This is a genomic window from Serratia sp. DD3 (assembly GCF_000496755.2).
Map to the genome: position 1 here is coordinate 1 of NZ_AYKS02000108.1, position 20,509 is coordinate 20,509.

The following is a 20,509-nucleotide window of genomic DNA, read 5'->3' on the forward strand; positions in this document are numbered from 1 at the left end:
GCCCTCAGTGTCAGCATAGTTGTCACCCCCTTCTAAACATAGATCCAGAGGGCGATGGAGTGACAAGTGAAACGTATTTCTTCAGAACGTAAAGTCAGCGTGTTGGCAAAATTGCTACCCCCTTACAATATGACCGTCGCGGCAGTTGCACAGATGGAAGGGATATCGGAAGCTACTCTCTACAATTGGCGTAATCAGGCTAAAACAGAGGGGAAACCGGTGCCCGGTGCAGAGAAAAACAGTGAACAGTGGCCTGCAGAAGCGCGGCTGGCGGTTATCGTGGAAACGGCAACATTAAGTGAAGCGGAAATCGCAGAATACTGCCGTAAAAAGGGGCTTTACCCCGCACAGATAGCGCAATGGAAACAGGCCTTTTTACAAGTGCCTTCCCTTGATGATAAAGCCGCCCTCAAGCAAAGCCAGAAAGAAAACAAGCAGTTGAAAAAGGAACTGCTCCGTAAAGAAAAGGCTCTGGCGGAGGCGGCAGCGATCCTGGTGTTAAGAAAAAAGCTCAGGGACTACTACGGGGAAACGGACGAGGACGACTGACATCCAGCGAGGAACGGCAGCAGTTTATCGCCTGGATAAATGAGGCCGTCGCTGCCGGTGCACGGCGTGCGGTGGCCTGCCGCGAAGTTGAGCTCAGTGTACGTACCTGGCAACGGTGGCAAAAATCACCGGAAGACCAAAGGACAATAGTGGTTCGCCCGGTGCCAGCCAATCGCCTGAGTGTGGAAGAAGAGCAGCAGATACGGGTTGTTTGCCATCAACCGGCATATGCCAGTCTGCCGCCGTCACAAATCGTGCCACGGCTGGCGGATAAGGGAATTTATCTGGCCAGTGAATCGACCTTTTACCGGGTTCTGCGGCGTCACGGGGAAGTTCATCACCGAGGCCGTCGTCTCAAGCCAAGCCGGGTAAAAGCGCCCACCACGTTTACGGCCACCGGGCCCTGCCAGGTATGGACTTGGGACATTACCTGGCTTCCTTCAGTGGTACGCGGTCGCTGGTATTATCTGTACCTGGTGGAGGATGTGTTCAGCCGTAAAATCACCGGTGCTGAAGTGCATGAAATCGAAAGTGGTGAGTTGGCAGCCATACTGATACAACGCACGGTTCTGCGGGAGCACTGTTATCGCCAGCCACTGGTGCTGCATGCAGATAATGGTGCAGCGATGAAGTCACAGACACTACAGGTCAAGTTGACAGAGCTGAATATCTCGCCTTCGCACAGCCGACCGCGTGTAAGCAATGATAATGCGTATGTGGAGTCGTTGTTCCGCACGTTGAAATATGTACCGAATTGGCCCTCATCAGGCTTTAAAACGCTGGAAGAAGCACGAGTCTGGGTGGATAAGTTTACCGGTTGGTATAACGAAGAGCACCGGCACAGTGGTATAGGCTATGTGACGCCATTACAGCGGCATACAGGTGAGGACAAGGTGTTGTTGGCCCAACGAGACAAGGTGTATCAAGCTGCGAGAGCCGCGAACCCCAAACGTTGGTCAGGGCAAACGCGAAACTGGCAACGGCAGGATAGCGTCACGCTCAACCCAGAGCGGGAAAAACAGGCCGCATAAATTAACTCAGGACGACAACTACCTTGACACTTACCGCAGCGTTTTAAAGCCTGATGAGGGCCAATTCGGTACATATTTCAACATGCCGAACAACGACTCCACATACGCATTATCGTTGCTTACACGCGGTCGGCTGTGCGAAGGCGAGATATTCAGCTCTGTCAACTTGACCTGTAGTGTCTGTGACTTCATCGCCGCACCATTATCTGCATGCAGCACCAGTGGCTGGCGATAACAGTGCTCCCGCAGAACAGGTTCTGCGGCGTCACGGGGAAGTTCATCACCGAGGCCGTCACCTCAACGGATATGCGAAGTCGTGATAATAATAAACATTATTTATTGTTGCCATTTTGTTTCTATTTTGCTCCAATATGTAAAATTTTTTAAACTGGTTGCTAACATGTTTTTTCAGAAAGGCTCACTAGACGATTCGATAAAATCTGTTAAGCATACCTATGTGCACGGAATAGAAGAACCTGTTCATTCACACCAAGTGGTTCAGCTACTACACATCATTAGTGGGGTTATCCGTGTTTACACAGACACCAACTGCTGGGTAATTCCACCATCACGAGGTCTTTGGATTCCAGCAGGCACTCCTCACAGTCTAATAGCAGTTGGTACTGTAGAGATAAGAACATTATTCATTGAACCTTTAGCTAGAGCAGACTTAACTAATGTGTGTGGCATATTTCAGGTCGGTTCTTTGTTAAGAGAGTTGATTATAGCTGCATCTGAATTCAAAGAAGAGGTTGCAAGAGGGAGTCGTGAAGAGCGAATCCAAGAACTTATCCTAGATGAGTTGCGTCTTTTGCATTTTACTGATTTTAATGTGCCGATGCCAAAAGATAAGATACTCCTTAACTTTTGCAATCGTGTTTCAGATAGGCTAGATCATCCTTGGGAATTACCTGATGCAGCACAACTCCTTAGTGTTTCAGAGAAAACCATTTCCAGAAAATTTCATAGCGAAACGGGCTTAAGTTTCGGTGAATGGCTCCGTCGTTTCCGCATTCTAAAAAGTATGGAACTGTTGGCAAGTGGCTATACTGTCCTAGATACAGCGATTGCTGTAGGCTATGATAGCCACAGCTCATTTAGTACCATGTTTAAAAAGCGAGTAGGTATTTCCCCAAATAACTTTGTAGCCAATAAAGTTGAAAGCACGGTTTAAATATCGTTAACTACTTCACATGTGCCTATTGGATAGGTGCAACAAGCTAGCCTGTTACCGTCGAGTATACTTTGAGACGATAATACCTCAGTACAACCTCCTGTAGTTTCTCCTTTAACTCGAACAATACAGGCTCCACACAGGCCATTCCGACAGACTGATGGAATATATAACCCACTAGACTCTGCTAGCTCTAACAGAGTTTTATCTCCATTTGCTTGAACTACAGTCCCTGAGTCATTGAATACGACATCAAAAATACTATCTTTATAATGATCTGGGGCATTGACAGAGAATATCTCACTAATTATATTTTCGGTAAGAATACCGATATCCGCTAGAATAGACGTGAGACTTTCGACATAACCTCCCGGGCCGCATATAAACACTTTCCTAGCTACAATATCGGGACACTTAATTAGTATTTCTTGAACAGCTATTCGTCCATAAGAATAAACCTTACTTTTTGAGGGCATTCTAGAAAAATTAACATTCACATCAATGTTTTGATAACTGTTCTGCAATTTTAAAATCTCATCTTGAAAAAGGAAATCTTTAGGCTCTTTAAAACTCAAAAATACCTGAGAATGAAATGAAGCATGCTCCTTTGCCAAAAGTGTCAAGATAGGCATAATAGGTGTCATTCCACTTCCAGCTGAAAAAAAAGCAAAATTTCTATTTTTTTTCCAGTCTTCTGATAAAAGATGGAAACTTCCCATGGGCTCTGAAATTTGGCAAGGCATACCTAAAAAAGAATTATCAAAAAGCCAGTTAGATACAAAACCTGAGTCAACTTTTTGAATAGTTAATCGATAGTAATTCTCATTGCTAACTAAGGCAGAGATCGAGTAGTAACGACTATAAGAAACATTATTGATCTCCAGAGTAAATAAAACATATTGTCCTGGTATTGGGTTCTTTATTTCACCTTCTAAAGGTTCTACAGTAAGAGATATCGCCCTATGACTCTCTTTAAGGACTTGTATGACTCTAAAAGAATAAGAGTTATTATTCCTAATAGCTAATTGAGGAGATAATTTCAATTTCAAAAAATACCTATATGAATTTGTATAAATGGAAGCTGTAAGAAACTCTCAGCTTCCCCAAATAAATTAAAAAATTATTGATCAGTAACTATAACACTCCTCCTTCCTTTGAGTGTAACTAGTTTATTACTGTATTGGATGATTGCTATACCCCCAATAGTAATTACAGCTCCGATCCAGTTTACGATTGTGACTTTCTCATCTAGGATAATAATGCTTCCCATCATTGCAAAGAATGGCATTAATAGACTGAATGGAGAAATCTGATCAACACTGAATTTAATTAGTAGCTTATACCAAAGTATAAATGCTAATACTCCACCAAATATCGCTGTATAAAAAAGTGCTCCCCACGCTTCTAAGCTAGCTGTGCGCAGAGATTCTAGTTGACCTTTCTCGGTCAAGAAAGAGATAAACAATAGAGCAGGGAATGCAATAAGGGATACAGTGGCATTGAGACCGACCGGGTCAAATGGGCCAAATTTTCGCACACAAATGTTACCGAGAGCAAACATCAAAGCTGAACATGCAATAATAAATAAACCAGTGATGTTAGTATTCTCTTGTGGCATGCCAAGTATAAGAGATACACCGATGAGACAAATGGCGGTACCACTCATGGCATATTTCGTCATTTTTTCACCCAGCAAGATCGAGCCTAATAGCAGGGTGAAGATTGCGTTCGTCTGATATACAATCATACCAGAGGTTACGTCCGCGTATTTAAAACCTATATATAGCAAAGCAAAGTGAGCAACTCCCTGAGTAAACCCAACCGTCGCTGCAAGCCTAAATTGTCCCTTCAACCTACTTAAAAATGGCATCAATAGAATAAACATGAATAAAAAACGTAATGAAACCATAAATATTGGAGGAAATTGACCAATACCGAATTTCAGCATTACGGCTTGAATACCCCAAATGAAAGGAACTCCTATTGCCACTATAAACCAAATAGTGCTCATATGCTATTCCTCTTAGTCAACAATATACTCTCGAACGCTACATATTTTCGCGACGTTAGATAAAGCAGATTTCGCAAAAGTTGATAAGAACGTGTCTAGATCGTCTTGAGAACCTATTTTTGGCTCACCCGCCATCTCCCAGATGATCTTGCTACGGTCTCCAGGCAATTGCTCAACCTGCATATATTCCCACAGATTGCGTATATTGAGCGAGGTAGAAATAATATTGAAATGCATTTTCATGTTGACTGGATCATAAGCAGATATCTGGTCAACTACATAGTCCCCAGAATTAAAACTTTTAACTCTGACTTGTCCAATACCCTCCCCAATTATTTGACATCTATCTAGACCATCAGTGAAACGGTCAAAACGGGAGAAGTCACCTACAATACTCCATACCAAACTTGCAGTGGCGTTTAACTCAAGTTCAGTTCTAACTGTTTGAGTTTTAGAAATACTCGGAAAAATACGGCGAAATGATAAATTGATATTCACTTTATAGTCCTTATAAAAGTGGACATAAGTGCCCACTACATACAATTAAAATCAAGCTGCTTTAGCTGTCTCAATAATTTGCTTCACATTTTTTAAAGCAGCTTGAGCAAAACCTGCTACAAATGCTTCAAAGTCTTGTTGGGTTGTCGTTTCGTGCCATGGCTCTCCTGCAATGTCCCATATGGCTTCACAGTGTTCAGCATCTAACTGGTTAACCCGCATGGATGACCATAAATTACCAATGTCCATATTTGTGTAGACTAAACTCCATTCCATCAACATTTCTTTATCGTCTCGATAGTTCAGTTGTTCCAATACGACGTGACCATCAGCGAAGAATTTTTTACGCACTGAACGCACACCTTCTCCTGTCATCTCAATACGTTCTAAACTATCAATAAATTTATTAAATCCAGAAAAATCACCAACGATTGACCATATTTCACTTGGCGAACCCTTGATAGTTATCGGCGTGCTTATTGTTCTCACTGCTGGAACATTAATGAGAGTCGAACGTTTTTCTTCATAGTGCTTACCCATATATTATCTCCTTAAAATGTTTTTCTATTAATAATTTACTACCCTTTCAACTTCGTTTTTTTGGATGAAACCACTTGAAATCAGAAAACCTAAATTTGCATCAACTAATTTTTGGTCCTTTTCTGGATAATCTATTCCGGATAGCTGTAGTCTATTCATTGTCTGAGAATATTCTATATTAGATATATCACCAATATCTTCATTTTTATCATCAAGATAGAACGATACTACCTGATACAAAGCATTTGATGGATCAAGGGTTAATAGATTTTTCCGCCACTCAGTATCTGGAATGAATTCAATTTCTATCCCATGATGTTGAAGCCTTCCAACATACTCTTTCCAAGATAAAGGCTTTGGATTATGGAAGTGCAGCACGGAAACATGCTTTAATTTATCTAGTGTTCCTTCAACAACTCCTTCCGCTATAAAGTCCACCGGACACAGATCAAATTGAATATCCCAATCTGGAGCCACTCCCATTTGGGCTGCACCTTTAAGTAATAGAAGAATTCGGTTTTGATCCGGGAAGCAATGGCCAGTCTTAGAATGTCCGCAGATGTTCCCCGGACGTACAAGGGTAACTGGTAAACCTCGTTCATGGGCTTGCCATACTAATTGCTCTGAAACCCACTTAGTCAAGTTGTACCCGTTATTTACAAAGGCTGGCAATTGTCCAGCAGGACCATCCTCTACGATACGGCCTGATTCGTCGATGTTACTTGCTGCTGACAGAGTTGATATAAATACCATCTGTTTCTGTATAGAGGTACAGGCGAGTTGCAACAAGTCAATCGTTGAGCGTACATTTTCATTGAACAAATACTTGTAGTCATAGATATGATTTACTTGAGCTCCATTATGATAGATTACATCTATTTCATTCTTTAAGAATTCATAATCTTCGTTATTAATACCTAACCTAGACTCAGCGAGGTTACCACAAATTACTTTAATCTTGGGATTGTTATTTAGGCTTTTGATCCCAAATTTTTTTGAGGAGTCGGATAGTTTATTGAAAGCATGATCTCGTGAACTAGCTCTAATAAGACAATAAACTGTCGCTTCAGTTTTATTGATTAATTGCTCTAAAATATGAGCACCTAAAAAACCTGTAGCACCAGTTAGAAGTACGTTTCGAGGTCTGAAAGCAAAGGGGTTTTCATCACTCAAAGGCCTGATATTATGCTGAAGAACCATATCGGCGTAGATATGATCAGATATCTGTGCCCCCTTTGTCATATCTTGTTCTGTTAACAAATTGCTTAATGCATCAATCGTAGGGTTTTCCATGAAACGTGCCAATGTAAAGTTTCCTACGTAGGTATTTTTTACTACGAGCAACATTTTGGAGACTAATAGTGAGTGCCCCCCTAAATCAAAGAAAGATGATTTTAGAGATATTTCTTCCTCAGTGATATCCAAAATTTCAGCCCAGATTTTTCTAAGTTCGGACTGGAGCTCTACCCAGACTTCAGATACGTCACTAGAGGTGTTTTTAATTTTAAATTCGATTAATTTTCTTCTGTCGACTTTACCGTTTTCGGTGTATGGAAAATCATCAACCTCAATTATATATGTAGGCATCATGTAATTAGGTAAAAAAGCCTCTAACTTCATTCTAAGAGACTCTATACTTGCTTTTGGCTCAGGCCCTTTGACAAAGGCTCTTACCTGTCTTTTATCATCTGATACAACAATACATCCCGAATACATATTTAGTCTCAGAATTGAGTTTTCTATTTCGCCTAGTTCAACTCTAAATCCACGAATTTTTACCTGATTATCTTTCCTACCAACGAAATTGATTTCACCATTACTATCCCAGAAGCAAATATCACCAGTGCGGTACATTTTACAGCACGAAGCTAGGGTATTCATTTGAACAAATCTCTCGTTGGTTTGTTTTTCATCGTTCACATAGCCTGGTCCTACTCCTGGTCCTGATATATAAAGCTCTCCTTGCTCTAGAGTCTGGCAAGGATGACCGAACTCATTAACAAGATAAATCTTGGTATTCTGAATCGGTTTACCGATGATTTTGTTATTACATTTAGGATCGAATCTTTTGCTGGTAGCCAATACTGTACATTCAGTTGGACCATAAATGTTGACTAGATTGCATTGTTGAGACCAATGATCAATAGTTGCACTATCACAGACATCGCCACCAGTAACAATGTATTCCATAGTCGACCATTCGTATTTTGGTAGTGCGGAAAGCATTGCTGGTGGAATAAAGCAGTGTGTTACCTGTTCAGCTTGCACGAGTTCATCTAATTTACTAAAGTCATGCCGCTGCTCCTGAGTAGGGACAACAAGTGTAGACCCAGTAATTAATGCAGGGAAAATATCCAGTAATGATGCATCGAACGAAACCGTAGTAAATTGTAAGCATTTCGAATTATTAGTAAGGTTGGTTTCATTACAGTACCAATTGATAAAGTGGCTGATATTTTCATGAGTTAGTTGCACACCTTTAGGCGTACCAGTCGATCCTGAAGTGTAGATCGTTGTTGCTCTAGATTTTCCTGACACCGGGATACCGGATCTCTGCCAAGTACGAGTTCCTTCAGTTTCCAACTCCTCGAGACAATAATGCTTAATTGTATTGCTTGTTTGTAATGAACAACCTATCAATATATCGGGGGCTGATTTCTCCAGAATGTTTCGGATCCGGTCTTCTGGATACTCAGGGTCAATAGGGATATAGCATCCATCAATTTTAAGAATTGCTAGAATTACTGCATATAACTCTATTGATTTGGGTAAAGCCACCGCAATGGTTGGTTGCCGGTCTGAATCGATAACATCTAATTTTTCAACCAATCTGTTGGAATAATTTTCGACCTTAACCTTTAACTCATTGTAGGTTATAGACTGGTTATTAAATTTGATAGCCGTTTTAGTAGGTACGCGAGTCGAAGTATACTCAAAAGCTGCATAGAGATCCTTTTCATAGGAAATATTTCCTTTGAACGTATCGTTAGATTTGTGCCATGATCTTAATTTATCCAAATCTAACTGAGGTAGTTTGAGTATAGAATCAGATAAAGTCTCATCTGAAATTATAATACCCTGTGCAAGGAGTATTATAGTCATAGAGATGCACTCTTCTAATTCAGACACGATCTCCTGATATATGTCTGCACCATTCAGAGTATATTCACCTTGAATATTTGCTTTGCAAATGATCTGCAGTTTGCCTTGATTGTTAATAATTGTCGCAACAGTATACTGTTCTGAGTTAGCATCTTTCGTTATGCTGATATAGATACTTTTATTTTCAGAAAAATTAATTGTATCTACTGTAAAACGCTTAAAAATATAGTCGATAAATTCAGTTAAGCTAGAGGATTTTTCATTAATTAAGGGTGAAGCGGCTCCTTTAGAGAGTTTATAGATGTTATGACCGATATCGTAAATATGACTACTCAGTTCTTCCTGACACGGGCAGTCAGCTCCCAGAGCAATGGAGAATAATTTCATAGTCGTCCTTTTTTATAAATATTGCTTCATTAGTGAGCGAGTAGGCGCGTGTTCTAACAGACCTGATGCGATAAGGAATCGACGAATATTAGAAATCATCGGGTGCTGTGCAGTAATAGGATAAGCCTCTACCAGATTATCAATAATCTTTCGTTTAACAATTTCTGGAAGTGTTAATTGATCTATTAATGCACGATCGAATTCGTTTTGTATGTCATTAGTCAGATATTCCTCTAAAAATTTAGGGATACTACTGCTAATAGCTAGCCTAGATTCCTCATCAATTCCAGACCAGTAAATTCTTACTAGGCAGTCCAAAATTTTGAATGTCTCCCTTCATCTGCTAAATGATCAGCCATTATTCCCTTTATAGAACGTTTTACAGTAGAATCACTGGCAAAAGCTGCAACATCCGATGTCACAGTATTCTCAGAAATAGCCACTGCGATGAGCTCCATGCCTGCCTTATGCTTCGAGTCGTTCAAAGACTCAATCGCACGCGGAATTGCCCTGCTTAATTCAATCTCGTCAAATACTTTAAATGGCTTAATACCTGTTTCCTTTTCAAGCTGATTTTGAAAATCCATCGCTACAAAAGCATGATAATCTTCATCAACAACTACTGACATTGCATCATAGCGAGCTTCGAATGAAAAATCGAATGGGAAGCGACCTTTAGCAATATCTAAAGCGACCTTATTAACGATTTCTGTTTCGAAAATAATAATATCGTTTATGTATTTATATAGACTCTGAAGAAGAATAGTGTCCCTAACTTCATCGCCAAGCTTTTCAATTATGGGGTCAAAGCACAGTGGTTGTCTTTCGATAGGGTAAAAGGAGAGTTCATCATTTTCAATAAATCGACGAGGACGGGTTCGAATCGTAGCACGTTGTTCCCATGTATCTGCATGCGTTTTATAAGACATTTGATTCCCTTTTAATGGCTCGAAAAAAATTAGTAATAATGAATCTCTAGCAACACACACCCTTTTTCGCTGCTAAAGGGTCCATGATTCGTTCCTGCTGGACGAATGAAGTACTCACCTTCCTTATATTGATGTTTTGGTTTTAGTGTTTCTTTATCCAGAAGAACTTGATCACCAGAAATAATATAAACCTCTTCATGATAATCATGAATGAAAACAACTTTAGTTTTTGCTCCAGGATTAAACCGTACAAAGCGTGTTCTAATCCCTGTTTTATCTTGCTCATCAAGGGTATTTTCAATCAAAATTTGTTCAATACCTATATCAAAACCATCTGGGCTTTCCCATGTTTCACTAGGAATATTGATATTTTTTTCCATTATTATACATCCTTATGATAGAATTTAATTCAATCTACTGAGTGTTTTTTATCACCGGACTCAATGAAATTATAAACAGCATTCAATGTAGCTTGTAAGAGTGCCTTTAATGAATCTGTATCTATTGCCACACCAAAATAGCTATTTTGATTTACAGAATGGATCTCAACGTAGGTAACTGCCTTACTTTGCGTATTAACACCCAACGTGTGCTCAGAATAGTCTTTAATGTTGATATCAATATCAAAGTTATTTTTTATTCCGTCAATAAGTGCACTTAGAACTCCTGAGCCTATACCTTTAATCATTAACTCCTCATTTAGGTAATTTAAACGAGCACTAATCTCTTGAACCTGTTCAATTGATTTGCTTTGGTAATTAATCAATTGAAGGCCTGGTTTATTAACTACGCCATATGAGTCTCTAAATAACTGCCAAATTTCTTTTAAACTCATCTCACATCCCGAACGATTGGTATAATTCTTAACCTTGTCAATGAAATTTATTTGCAAAGCTCTAGGAATTTTTAATCCATGATTTTGTTCAATGAGCCATGCAGCGCCACTTTTCCCTGACTGACTGTTTACACGTATGACCTCATCGTAAGTGCAACCAAGATCGTTTGGATCTATTGGCAAGTAGGGCACGCTCCATATCTCTTCATTGTTTTCAAAGCGATATGCGAATCCTTTTTTAATAGCATCTTGATGCGACCCTGAGAACGCTGTAAATACCAGGGAACCTGCATATGGATGCCTTTGGTGGACAGGTAACCGATTACAATATTCCGCAATTTCAACCGTCTTCTTGATATTCTGGAACTCCAGCTTAGGAGAAACACCTTGGCTATACATATTCATAGCTAAGGTAACCAAATCTACATTTCCCGTTCGTTCACCATTCCCAAATAAGCATCCTTCGACTCTTTGTGCTCCAGCTAATAAAGCAAGCTCTGCCGTTGCTACACCTGTTCCCCGATCATTATGTGGATGAATACTGATAGTCGTGTAAGATAGGTCACTAAACTTTCTGATAAATAATTCAATCTGATCAGCGAATACATTTGGAGTGTTTACTTCGACAGTCGTAGGTAAATTCAGAATTAGAGGCCTAGATTCCGTTGGGCACCATAAATCCTTCACTGCCTCACATATCTGAAGGGCAAAATTTAATTCAGTAAAGCAAAACGTCTCCGGAGAATATTCGAGACACCATTTAGTCTCTGGATGCTCATCACAAAGGTCTTTTATCAGTTTAACTGAGTTCAAGGCCAATTCAATGGTTTCTTCCTTACTATTTTTGAATACAATTTCTCTAAAAATGGGGGCCGTAGCATTATAAACATGAACAATTGCCTGCTTAGCTCCCTCCAAGGCGCTAATAGTTGTCCGGATCAAATCTGGACGAGCTTGAGTCATCACCTGTATCCATACATCATTTGGTATGTGCGCATGAGTAATTAAATCACGCACAAAATCATATTCAGTTTCGGAAGATGATGGAAAAGCCACTTCTATTTCCTTAAATCCACATTGCACAAGATGCTTGAAATACATCAGCTTTCTTTCGTGGTCCATCGGATTAATTAAAGCTTGATTGCCATCTCTCAGATCTGTTGAACACCATCTAGGAGCTACAGTTATTTGATTGTTTGGCCATTTTCTTTCTGGATTTGAAATAACATGGGCTGGACGATATTTTTGTGATGGTTCTGAAATCATTTTCACATTTCCTTTATAAGTGTAGTACCAGTGTAAGCGTCTGAACATTGGTGTCTTGTTCAGACTGGACAACTATGTTAGCCAAACGGACTTTGCTTAAAGATGTGAGCGATGTTAGAGCTCACTTATTCAGCCACGCTATCCCATACAGTGAGGAAGCTATTCGTGTTGAAGATGAGTTTATTAATGTTGATAGGGCGATCTACTATTGAATCGATGTCTGACGGTTACACTTCGGAAACCACATAACTCACTGAAAAGATTTAGGAAGTGGTGCAACTACAATATATAGAAACCACAAAGTAGCAGACCGCTTTTAGTAGAATAGTATGCATGTATCGTTTTTTATACCAACGCCACTCTGCTCATGACCTACGGTCTTTGCAGATAAGAGAGTTTACCATCCAGTCAGCCAAGCAGGTTGAGACCATTGTGTGTCTGAAACTGTGCACCAATCGCCGCTACCCATAATCGTCAAGGTAAGGAATTCCTGGTTGATCACGGACATCCGGTCAACCGCCTTGGTGAGGTTTAGGATTCGCTTTTTAAATGCCAATAAATCGCCTTTTGGCTGCACCGAGCAACGGTTTGGATAACGCACGCTGTTGTTCTTGCGCTTCCCTTGTTGTTAACTAGACTAATTGAATATCAATGACATTCTCTCTACCGAGGAGGTCATCAAGCTAGGCCCTCGCCAATCGCCGCACTGTGAGTTCTGGTGGAATTATCTTGGTCGCAGGGTGAAAATCGCAAGAGAGAAGCCCGTGAGCACAAATTACGAAGCCTTGTTCAATAACAGTTATGACCGGATCACCAGCAAAGATCGCGGAGATCAGTTTTTCTCTCATTTCTACAAATTGTTCGTTGAGAGTACCCAAGGGCTGAGTATCTTTCCGGTGTCTGATGATCAGCAGCAACAAAAAATTATTTATAAATCATTTTTTTATATGCTTTCCGTTGCCACCACACATATCGTCTCTGACTATCTGGAGCGTGTTGCCCGTGAACAGAGTGCCCAGGGCCTGAACCTGCCCGCTGCGGTCTTCGCTTATTGGCGCCGTGCCGTTTTGCAAACCGTGCGGGATCTCGACCCGTTATGGGATGAGGATGTTATCACTGCGTGGGCTATTTTTATGGCACCAGGGCTAGAGTTTATGCGGCGTCAGGCAGAGTTGCACCATGATGCGAATAAAGGCAACCACCATGAATCCTAACCTGTTATTACCCGCACTGGATGCCACCCATGCTGCACTGCTGGTTTATGATGCCGATGAGCGGCTATGTTATTGGAATAGCAAGGTCACTGATTATTATCCGGTGCTGGCAGGCAAATTACAGCAAGGTGTTACACTGCAAGACATTGTCGGTGTGATGATCAATACCCGCCATCAGGCAGCAAATCAGCAGAAAAGCGCCAGCCTGGCCAAAACACTGCTTCATCATTATCGGCAAGAATCACACTATGAAATTCGTGAGATTGCCAACCATACCTTTTATATACAACATAACCGTATTGCCACGGGTGGAATTATCAGTCTGCATACGGATATTAGCCACTTCGCTGATATTGCCAGTAGCCGACAAACTCAGAACAATAATTTTATTCTGGCCGCAGAAGCCTCGCGTATCGGTATTTGGGACTGGGAATACACCCAGGATCGGTTACATGTTAATGATGCTTTATTATCGTTGCTCGGTATCAGCCATAATGAAAATGAGTATACCTCGGCACTTTGGCAGCAAGTCATTCACCCCGATGACTTACCTTTGTTATTGCAAGGTGTTGACCAAGCCAATAAAGAACTATCACCGCTATTTTCCTGTGAAGTGCGCATTAAACACCACTGTGGTGATGAGCGTTGGGTATTGATTCAAGGGCAAATTATCTCTCCAGATATTAACGGCGAATTGATGCGAGCGGTGGGGACCCTACAAGATATCACCGAGCGGAAAGAGGCAGAAACCTCCTCTCAGCAAGCGGTAGAGCTGGCCCACGCCGCCAACCAGGCCAAGAGTGAGTTTCTGGCCAATATGAGCCATGAAATCCGTACCCCAATGAATGGTATTCTGGGGATGACCCAATTATGCCTGGAAACCAATCTCAATAAAGAACAACGCGATTATATCAATATGGTGTACTCTTCAGCCCGCGCCTTATTGAAAATAATCGATGATATTCTCGACTTTTCCAAAATAGAAGCAGGTAAAATTATCTTTGAACTGGAAGATTTTGCCCTGCGCCCGTTGATCCATGAAATTACACGCCCATTAACGCCCAAGTTTTCCGAAAAGGGGCTGGAGTTAATCGTTGATATTCACCCCAATACCCCGGCAATCGTACACAGTGATGCACTGCGCTTGCGGCAGGTGATTACCAACCTGATTGGTAATGCACTCAAGTTCACCCACACAGGCGAAGTGGTATTACAAATTACCCCAGCGCCAACCCCGGACGATAGGCTAACGTTTAGTATCATTGACACCGGAATAGGCATTCCTGCTGAAAAGCAGGCGGTGATCTTTGAGTCATTCAGTCAGGCAGACAGCTCCACCACGCGCAAATATGGTGGTACCGGGTTGGGATTAACCATTTCAGCGCGACTGGTGGAAATGATGGGGGGCAAATTGCAGGTTTCCAGCCAGCCTGAGCAGGGTAGCTGCTTCTATTTTTCGCTGCCGATTAATGCCAACGAAACGGCCCCAACCCGTGCGACGGTGGTGCTACCAAGTTGGTTAAAAGGAATGGATGTTTTAGTGGTGGATGACAACGCCACTAACCTGCGCTTGCTGTTTGATATGCTACGCAATAACGGGTTTAAACCCCAGACGGTGAATTCCGGGCGAGCAGCACTGGAATTGTTAAATGAAGGCCAGCGTTTCCCACTGATTCTGCTCGATTCCCAAATGCCAGAAATGGACGGTATGGCACTGGCGCTGGAAATTATGTCCACCCCCAGCTTACGCCAGTGCAAATTGATTATGCTCAGTTCCATGAGTAACCAGCTAGATACCGGGGTGCTGCGTAAAGTTGGGGTTTCCAGTTTTCTAACCAAGCCCATTGATGTTACCGAACTTCTGGAAGCCATCATCGATACCTTTAATCCTGAGGAAGTTGCGATCCCACCGCCCGCCTCCACCATTGCGCCGACACCGCCCCCGGTAGTCAATAGTCATGCTCTACATCTGCTGGTGGCGGAAGATAATCTTATCAATCAACAACTGGTGATTAATTTTATCCGCAAACTGGGGCATACCTGTGATGTGGTAGGTAATGGCAAGCTGGCCCTGCAGAAGTTACAACAGAATCATTATGATGTGGTTTTAATGGACTTGCAGATGCCCGAAATGGATGGCACCGAGGCAGTACAACAACTGCGCGCCAGTGAATCATTACAAGCTGGCAAGCATCAGCCGATTATCGCCATGACCGCTCATGCGATGAAAGGTGACCGTGAAAGATGTCTGGCCCAAGGGTTTGATGGCTATATCAGTAAACCCATTTTGCTGGACAACCTGGGAAGCGAAATTAAGCGGATGCTTACCGGTGACCCAGCTGCACCAGCTGCACCAGCCACACCAGTCGCCCCCAAAAAAAATATCTTTGATTATGAGCAGAGCATCGCTCAATTAGGTGATGATAGAACCTTATTCAGCGAATTAGCGGCGATCTTTATTGAAGAGATCCCTACCCTCCAGCAAGCCCTGGCCAATGCCATAGAAAAACAGGATATTGAAGCTATTCGCCGTAGTGCCCATCAGCTAAAAGGGGAATGTCTGCATTTTGCCTGCCCCCCGTTGGAAAGCAAGCTGAGCCAGATTGAACAGGCTGCCGCAGCAGGTAATATGGCGGTAATTACCAAGCAATATCATGGTGTTGATGAGTTATGCCAACAATTACAAGCGGAATTACTCGCCTGTAAAGATCAGCTTTAAACAGCGTTGATACCCAGCAGGCTTAGGGATAAGCCCGCCATGATAGGTATTCGCAGCCATCAGGCTTGCTTACTTCCGTGAATCAAATAGTTACTCTTACCTGCTGATTTGGCACGATACATCGCTTGATCTGCCTGTAATAACAGCATTTTAATGGTGGTGTCGTCACCGGTATAAATAGAGGCCCCTATACTGGCGGATACGTTTATCGCATGCCCAGCAATAAACGCCAACTCAGCCAGTTGAGCCAAGACCTGCTGACAAAAAGCCCGGATTTGTGCCTCAGGATCAGTTAATTGCCCAAGTACAGCGGTAAATTCATCCCCTGCCAATCTGGCTACAAACCCCCTGTTTTGGATACAATCGCTCAGTAAATTGGCGAATATTTTCAACACGTTATCACCAAATTCATGCCCCAGATTATCGTTTATCTGCTTGAAACCATCCAGATCAATAAACAATACCGCCATCGGTAACCCAGTCGCCAGGCATTCGGCCCTGGATAATTCCAAATGATGAATAAATGCCCTGCGGTTAGGTAAGCCAGTTAACATATCGTGAGTGACGTCATATTCCAGACGTTGCTGCAATCTTTTTAGCTCACTGATATTCATCGAAAGGATATAGAACCCCTGAGTTTCACAAGGTACCAGCGTGGTATGAACCGCCAATAAGCCCGCCTGAGTCTTAAGTTCATTCTCAAAACTGACCGTTTCCCCTTGCAACGCTTTTTCAATCATCGGTTTGGCGACAAGATAAGCCTGCTCACCCATAAATTGCCGCAAGGTCATGGTCTTTAGTGACGCCTCATCAATACCAAACCAACGCTGATAAGCACTATTGGCAAACTGATAGACTTCATCTGTACCCACTTGGCTAATCAAGGCTGGCATATTATCGGTAATGGCCCGCAAACGTTCTTTTTCTGCATTCAGTTGATACTGGGCATTTACCCGGCTTTCAATCTCCAGATTCAGTTTGTTGACTACCGTATTTAATTCTTGGGTGCGTGATATCACCCGCTCCTCCAGCTCCTGCTGCAAGATACGCAAATTATTTTCAGCTAATTTACGTTCACTGATATCAACCAGCACGGAGATCAAATGATGCGGTGAGCCATCAGACAAACGGTTAAGTGCGACGGTCAATTCGACCCAAACCAGCGTGCCGTCGAAGCGGAAATAACGTTTCTCCATCGAATAGGTGGAGATTTCATTTGCCAGTAGCTGCCTCAGCAACTCCAGGTCATTATCCAGATCATCCGGGTGTGTAATGTCCTGGAATGTCCGCGCCATCAACTCCGGCTCACTGTAACCCAGAATGTCACATATACGCGGATTAACCCGTAACCAGTAACCCTCTAATGAAACCAGCGCCATCCCCACAGCCGCCTGAGAGAATGTCTGCTCAAACAGCGCTTCGGAACGTTCCAAATTCAATTTCAAACTTTCGGTATAAAAATCCCGCTCTATATTGTGTAAATACTCTTCGATAACTGCAGCAAAATCCTGCAAGTCGGTAGATTGTTTTGTTGAGAAATCATGCGGTTGCTGGTCGATAATACAAAGCGTACCTAACGGTAAACCATCAAGCGACAACAGAGGTTGCCCGGCATAAAAACCGATATGGGGGGGGCCCTGAACTAACGGATTATCAGCAAAACGCAGATCCAGAGCGGTATTGGGGACAATAAAGGTTCCCCTTTGTAAAATGGTATGTCCACAAAATGAGATATTTCTTGGTGTTTGCGGCGCATCCAGACCAAAGCGCGACAGAAACCACTGCCGATCCCGGTCGATCAAAGAAATTAAGGCAATCGGTACGCCAAAATAACTGGCCGCCAGGCGAGTGATCCTGTCGAGCTTTTCTGTTGCCCGACTATCCAGAATATGCAATGAATCCAATACACATTGACGCAATGGCTCATTAGCTGGCATGCAAGGTTCGATCATAATTCCCCCAATGCTTCGTTAGCTGGGCAACGAAAGAATCTCATGTTGGATCAACGGATAAACTTTTCATCAAGGTCAGCAGATTGTGCCCATCTGCAGTTTGGTAGGTCACCTCATCCATCACCGATTGAATCAACATCAACCCCATCCCCCCTTCCGGCCAACTGGCGGGATCAAGGGGGTCCGGTGAAAGCGTGGGTGATGTTACCCATCGCTGCAGAATGCCATCAGATATGGGCACACCCGAATCTGAGAATGTTAAGATTAGCCGCTGGTCATCATGGGCTAACGTGATAGTTACATTTTGATGGTCATCGTAATTCACGGCATGTTTAACAATATTGGTAAATGCTTCGCATGAGGCCAAATCAACCTGATAAACGAGCGCCGGGTCCAACGAACAAGGAGCAACAAATTCATATAATGCATCGCTCAGCTTCGCCAGACTCTCCAAGGATGCCGGTAAACAGAGTGTAGTCTTGGCACTAGCCATATGGCCTCTCCTTCATACGCCACCAGTTAGTCTCAACGGTTTATCAGTTTAAGCGCCGATTCACGATCGCTGCTAATGGTAAAAATCCGATCCATTCTCGTGAGTTTAAACATGTTCTGGATATTGCTATTCAATGAGCAAAGTGCCAAATCACCCCGGTTATTGAGCGTCTTAAGCATTGAAACCAGCGCGCCAAGGCAACTACTGTCGATAAAATCCACCTGGCTGAAATCCAGCAGCAGGCAATTTTTACCTTGCTCAATCATAGAGAGAATTTCTTGCTTAAAAACGACAGCGACGGAGGCATCAAGACGACGGACCAGAGGCGAAATAATTTCAACACCATTCTCAGACTGGATTTCAAAGTTCATAACTGCTCCTTTATTCATTCACTGTATCAAACTGATCACTCTTCAAGCATTATCCGGCACGACAATGCGCTCAATCGCCATCAGCGAAATATCATCAGTAAACAACTGATGTGATACCGCCGCCGGTTGCCGACTATTTTCATGTTCACTGCTGCGCCATAGACTCAGCGCATGTTCAACTTTTGCAAAAATCTCTGCTTTCGCCAGGCCACGACATTCCGTCAGTAATGCCTGCAAACGCTGCTCACCATAAAGTTCCTGATGCTTATTCTCACACTCAGTCACTCCATCGCTATAAAGATAGAGCCGATCCCCGGCTTGCAGGTTAAAATAAGTGTCTTGGTATTCCGCAGTATCAAATAGCCCGATGGGCATGCCCCCATCGCCCACAGAACACAATTCGCCATCAGCACGGACAATAAAGGGCGTAGGATGCCCCGCCTGACAAAGCACCGCGTCACCATTACAGGTATTGATGACACCATAAATCAGCGTGTAGTAGCTGGTTACCTGATCATTATCCAGGCAAAAACGTTGATTCAGCGCCTCAACCACGCGATGTGGCGCGGCTGGGACCTGCTCCCCACTGGCTGTTTGGTGCAGCAACAACTGGCTACTGATGCGCCCTGCCAGAAACTCCCGTGAAACCGCCAGTGAAAGCATCGCCGCACTGATACCATGCCCGGCAACATCAACACTGAAAAAAGCAATATGTTGTTCTCCCAAGGGGAAATAATTCAATAAGTCCCCAGAGACATAAGCGGAAGGTAAAAACATCCAATCAAACTCAAACCCAGACAACAACAGATTGTGACTGGGCAAAAAACTATGTTGCAGTTTAGCGGCAGCCTGGAGATCGGATTCTATTTGATGATAAGCATAAGAGAGCTTCTCATTGCGTGCTTCTAGGGTACTTTCGAGTAACAGTACCCGCTCTGCCGCATGCAACCGAGCACGAAGTTGATTTTGATTAACCGGCTTCGACAAAAAATCATCCGCTCCCGCCTCCATGCCGGTCAATAAATCTTCCATGGATTGCCGAGCCGTCAGCAGAATAACGTAGATATAATGACCAAAATCATCATTGCGGATAGCTTGGCATAAAGCGACGCCATCCATTACCGGCATTTCCCAGTCACTGATCACGATATTAATCGGTTGTTCAGCCAACTTTTGTAACGCTTGCTGCCCATCCTCGGCTTCACAGACGTTAAACCCCCATTTGAGTAACGTCGCCGCCATCAGGTGCCGATAACTTTTTGAATCATCTACAATCATTATGGTGACCTGCAGATCGGCTGCAGGTTGGCCATTGGTAATCAGTTCCATAGGTTCCATAAAATGATGACCCTTTACCCCAAAAAAATCATTCAGCGCGAGTTGATAATAGTCCTGCTAGCCCATGGTCTTTGCTATGGGCCAGCAGCTTCAATGGTGA

16 protein-coding genes and 3 pseudogenes are annotated in these 20,509 nt (G+C 42.8%); 5 read left to right on the forward strand and 14 right to left on the reverse strand.

Annotated features, from left to right (window positions below):
• Positions 1 to 66: 66 nt before the first annotated feature.
• Positions 67 to 1,580, forward strand: a protein-coding gene (locus tag IO95_RS24890) for an IS3 family transposase (RefSeq protein WP_369794388.1) whose coding sequence is annotated in 2 segments (ribosomal slippage) — positions 67 to 517 and positions 517 to 1,580 — 1,515 coding nt in all. Because the reading frame shifts where the segments join, the coding sequence is not laid out codon by codon here.
• Positions 1,581 to 1,616: 36 nt separating this feature from the next.
• On the opposite strand, the pseudogene IO95_RS24460 reads toward IO95_RS24890, so the two are convergent.
• Positions 1,617 to 1,832 (reverse strand): annotated as a pseudogene (locus IO95_RS24460) (IS3 family transposase); the annotation flags it as partial.
• Between the two features lie 64 nt (positions 1,833 to 1,896).
• Here IO95_RS24460 and IO95_RS20150 point away from each other — a divergent pair.
• Complete coding sequence (locus IO95_RS20150; protein ID WP_235186806.1) at positions 1,897 to 2,754, forward strand: helix-turn-helix transcriptional regulator; 858 nt, start codon at positions 1,897 to 1,899, stop codon at positions 2,752 to 2,754.
• On the opposite strand, the gene IO95_RS24465 is transcribed toward IO95_RS20150, so the two are convergent.
• The 8 genes from IO95_RS24465 to leuA form a co-directional block, all read right to left on the reverse strand.
• Positions 2,751 to 3,803 (reverse strand): iron-sulfur cluster-binding domain-containing protein, encoded by a 1,053-nt coding sequence (locus IO95_RS24465; RefSeq protein WP_072011708.1) that lies wholly within the window; start codon positions 3,801 to 3,803, stop codon positions 2,751 to 2,753. The two genes, IO95_RS20150 and IO95_RS24465, sit on opposite strands and share 4 nt — an antisense overlap.
• 71 nt (positions 3,804 to 3,874) lie before the next feature.
• Entirely contained in the window at positions 3,875 to 4,765 is an 891-nt protein-coding gene (locus tag IO95_RS20160) for a DMT family transporter (RefSeq protein ID WP_037386926.1), read from the reverse strand.
• Between the two features lie 12 nt (positions 4,766 to 4,777).
• A complete protein-coding gene (locus IO95_RS20165; RefSeq protein ID WP_023492939.1) occupies positions 4,778 to 5,263 on the reverse strand; it encodes an SRPBCC family protein in 486 nt (161 codons plus the stop codon).
• A 51-nt stretch (positions 5,264 to 5,314) separates the two neighbouring features.
• Positions 5,315 to 5,803 carry an SRPBCC family protein gene (locus IO95_RS20170; RefSeq protein WP_037386930.1) on the reverse strand — a complete coding sequence of 163 codons (489 nt, stop codon included), beginning with the start codon at positions 5,801 to 5,803 and terminating at the stop codon, positions 5,315 to 5,317.
• A 27-nt stretch (positions 5,804 to 5,830) separates the two neighbouring features.
• Positions 5,831 to 9,292 (reverse strand): amino acid adenylation domain-containing protein, encoded by a 3,462-nt coding sequence (locus IO95_RS20175; RefSeq protein WP_051791313.1) that lies wholly within the window; start codon positions 9,290 to 9,292, stop codon positions 5,831 to 5,833.
• A gap of 305 nt (positions 9,293 to 9,597) precedes the next feature.
• Entirely contained in the window at positions 9,598 to 10,221 is a 624-nt protein-coding gene (locus tag IO95_RS20180; protein WP_200874195.1) for a diiron oxygenase, read from the reverse strand.
• Positions 10,222 to 10,250: 29 nt separating this feature from the next.
• Positions 10,251 to 10,601, reverse strand: coding sequence for a cupin domain-containing protein (locus IO95_RS20185; RefSeq protein WP_037386933.1), 351 nt, complete (start codon positions 10,599 to 10,601; stop codon positions 10,251 to 10,253).
• Between the two features lie 29 nt (positions 10,602 to 10,630).
• Positions 10,631 to 12,322 (reverse strand): 2-isopropylmalate synthase, encoded by a 1,692-nt coding sequence (gene leuA, locus IO95_RS20190; protein WP_037386936.1) that lies wholly within the window; start codon positions 12,320 to 12,322, stop codon positions 10,631 to 10,633.
• 764 nt (positions 12,323 to 13,086) lie between these two features.
• Between leuA and IO95_RS20195 the strand changes: the two genes are divergently transcribed.
• Positions 13,087 to 13,536: a hypothetical protein gene (locus tag IO95_RS20195; RefSeq protein WP_023491870.1), complete on the forward strand. Its 450-nt coding sequence runs from the start codon at positions 13,087 to 13,089 to the stop codon at positions 13,534 to 13,536.
• A pseudogene (locus tag IO95_RS20200) lies at positions 13,526 to 15,835 on the forward strand (response regulator); the annotation flags it as partial. The gene IO95_RS20195 and the pseudogene IO95_RS20200, both read left to right, overlap by 11 nt.
• On the opposite strand, the gene IO95_RS26545 reads toward IO95_RS20200, so the two are convergent.
• Positions 15,805 to 15,897, reverse strand: a complete 93-nt coding sequence (locus IO95_RS26545) for a hypothetical protein (RefSeq protein ID WP_369794391.1) — start codon at positions 15,895 to 15,897, stop codon at positions 15,805 to 15,807. The pseudogene IO95_RS20200 and the gene IO95_RS26545 sit on opposite strands and share 31 nt — an antisense overlap.
• A gap of 91 nt (positions 15,898 to 15,988) precedes the next feature.
• Between IO95_RS26545 and IO95_RS26550 the strand changes: the two are divergent.
• Positions 15,989 to 16,255 (forward strand): annotated as a pseudogene (locus tag IO95_RS26550) (Hpt domain-containing protein); the annotation flags it as partial.
• Positions 16,256 to 16,314: 59 nt separating this feature from the next.
• Here the strand turns inward: IO95_RS26550 and IO95_RS20205 are convergent.
• Genes IO95_RS20205 through IO95_RS20220 form a run of 4 tightly spaced genes read right to left on the reverse strand, consistent with a single transcriptional unit; the run spans position 16,315 to position 20,409 of the window.
• A complete protein-coding gene (locus IO95_RS20205; RefSeq protein ID WP_023491873.1) occupies positions 16,315 to 18,207 on the reverse strand; it encodes a diguanylate cyclase domain-containing protein in 1,893 nt (630 codons plus the stop codon).
• A 40-nt stretch (positions 18,208 to 18,247) separates the two neighbouring features.
• Positions 18,248 to 18,700 (reverse strand): ATP-binding protein, encoded by a 453-nt coding sequence (locus IO95_RS20210; protein ID WP_023491874.1) that lies wholly within the window; start codon positions 18,698 to 18,700, stop codon positions 18,248 to 18,250.
• Positions 18,701 to 18,732: 32 nt separating this feature from the next.
• Positions 18,733 to 19,071, reverse strand: coding sequence for an STAS domain-containing protein (locus IO95_RS20215; protein ID WP_023491876.1), 339 nt, complete (start codon positions 19,069 to 19,071; stop codon positions 18,733 to 18,735).
• 42 nt (positions 19,072 to 19,113) lie between these two features.
• Positions 19,114 to 20,409, reverse strand: coding sequence for a PP2C family protein-serine/threonine phosphatase (locus IO95_RS20220; RefSeq protein ID WP_023491877.1), 1,296 nt, complete (start codon positions 20,407 to 20,409; stop codon positions 19,114 to 19,116).
• Positions 20,410 to 20,509 lie beyond the last annotated feature (100 nt).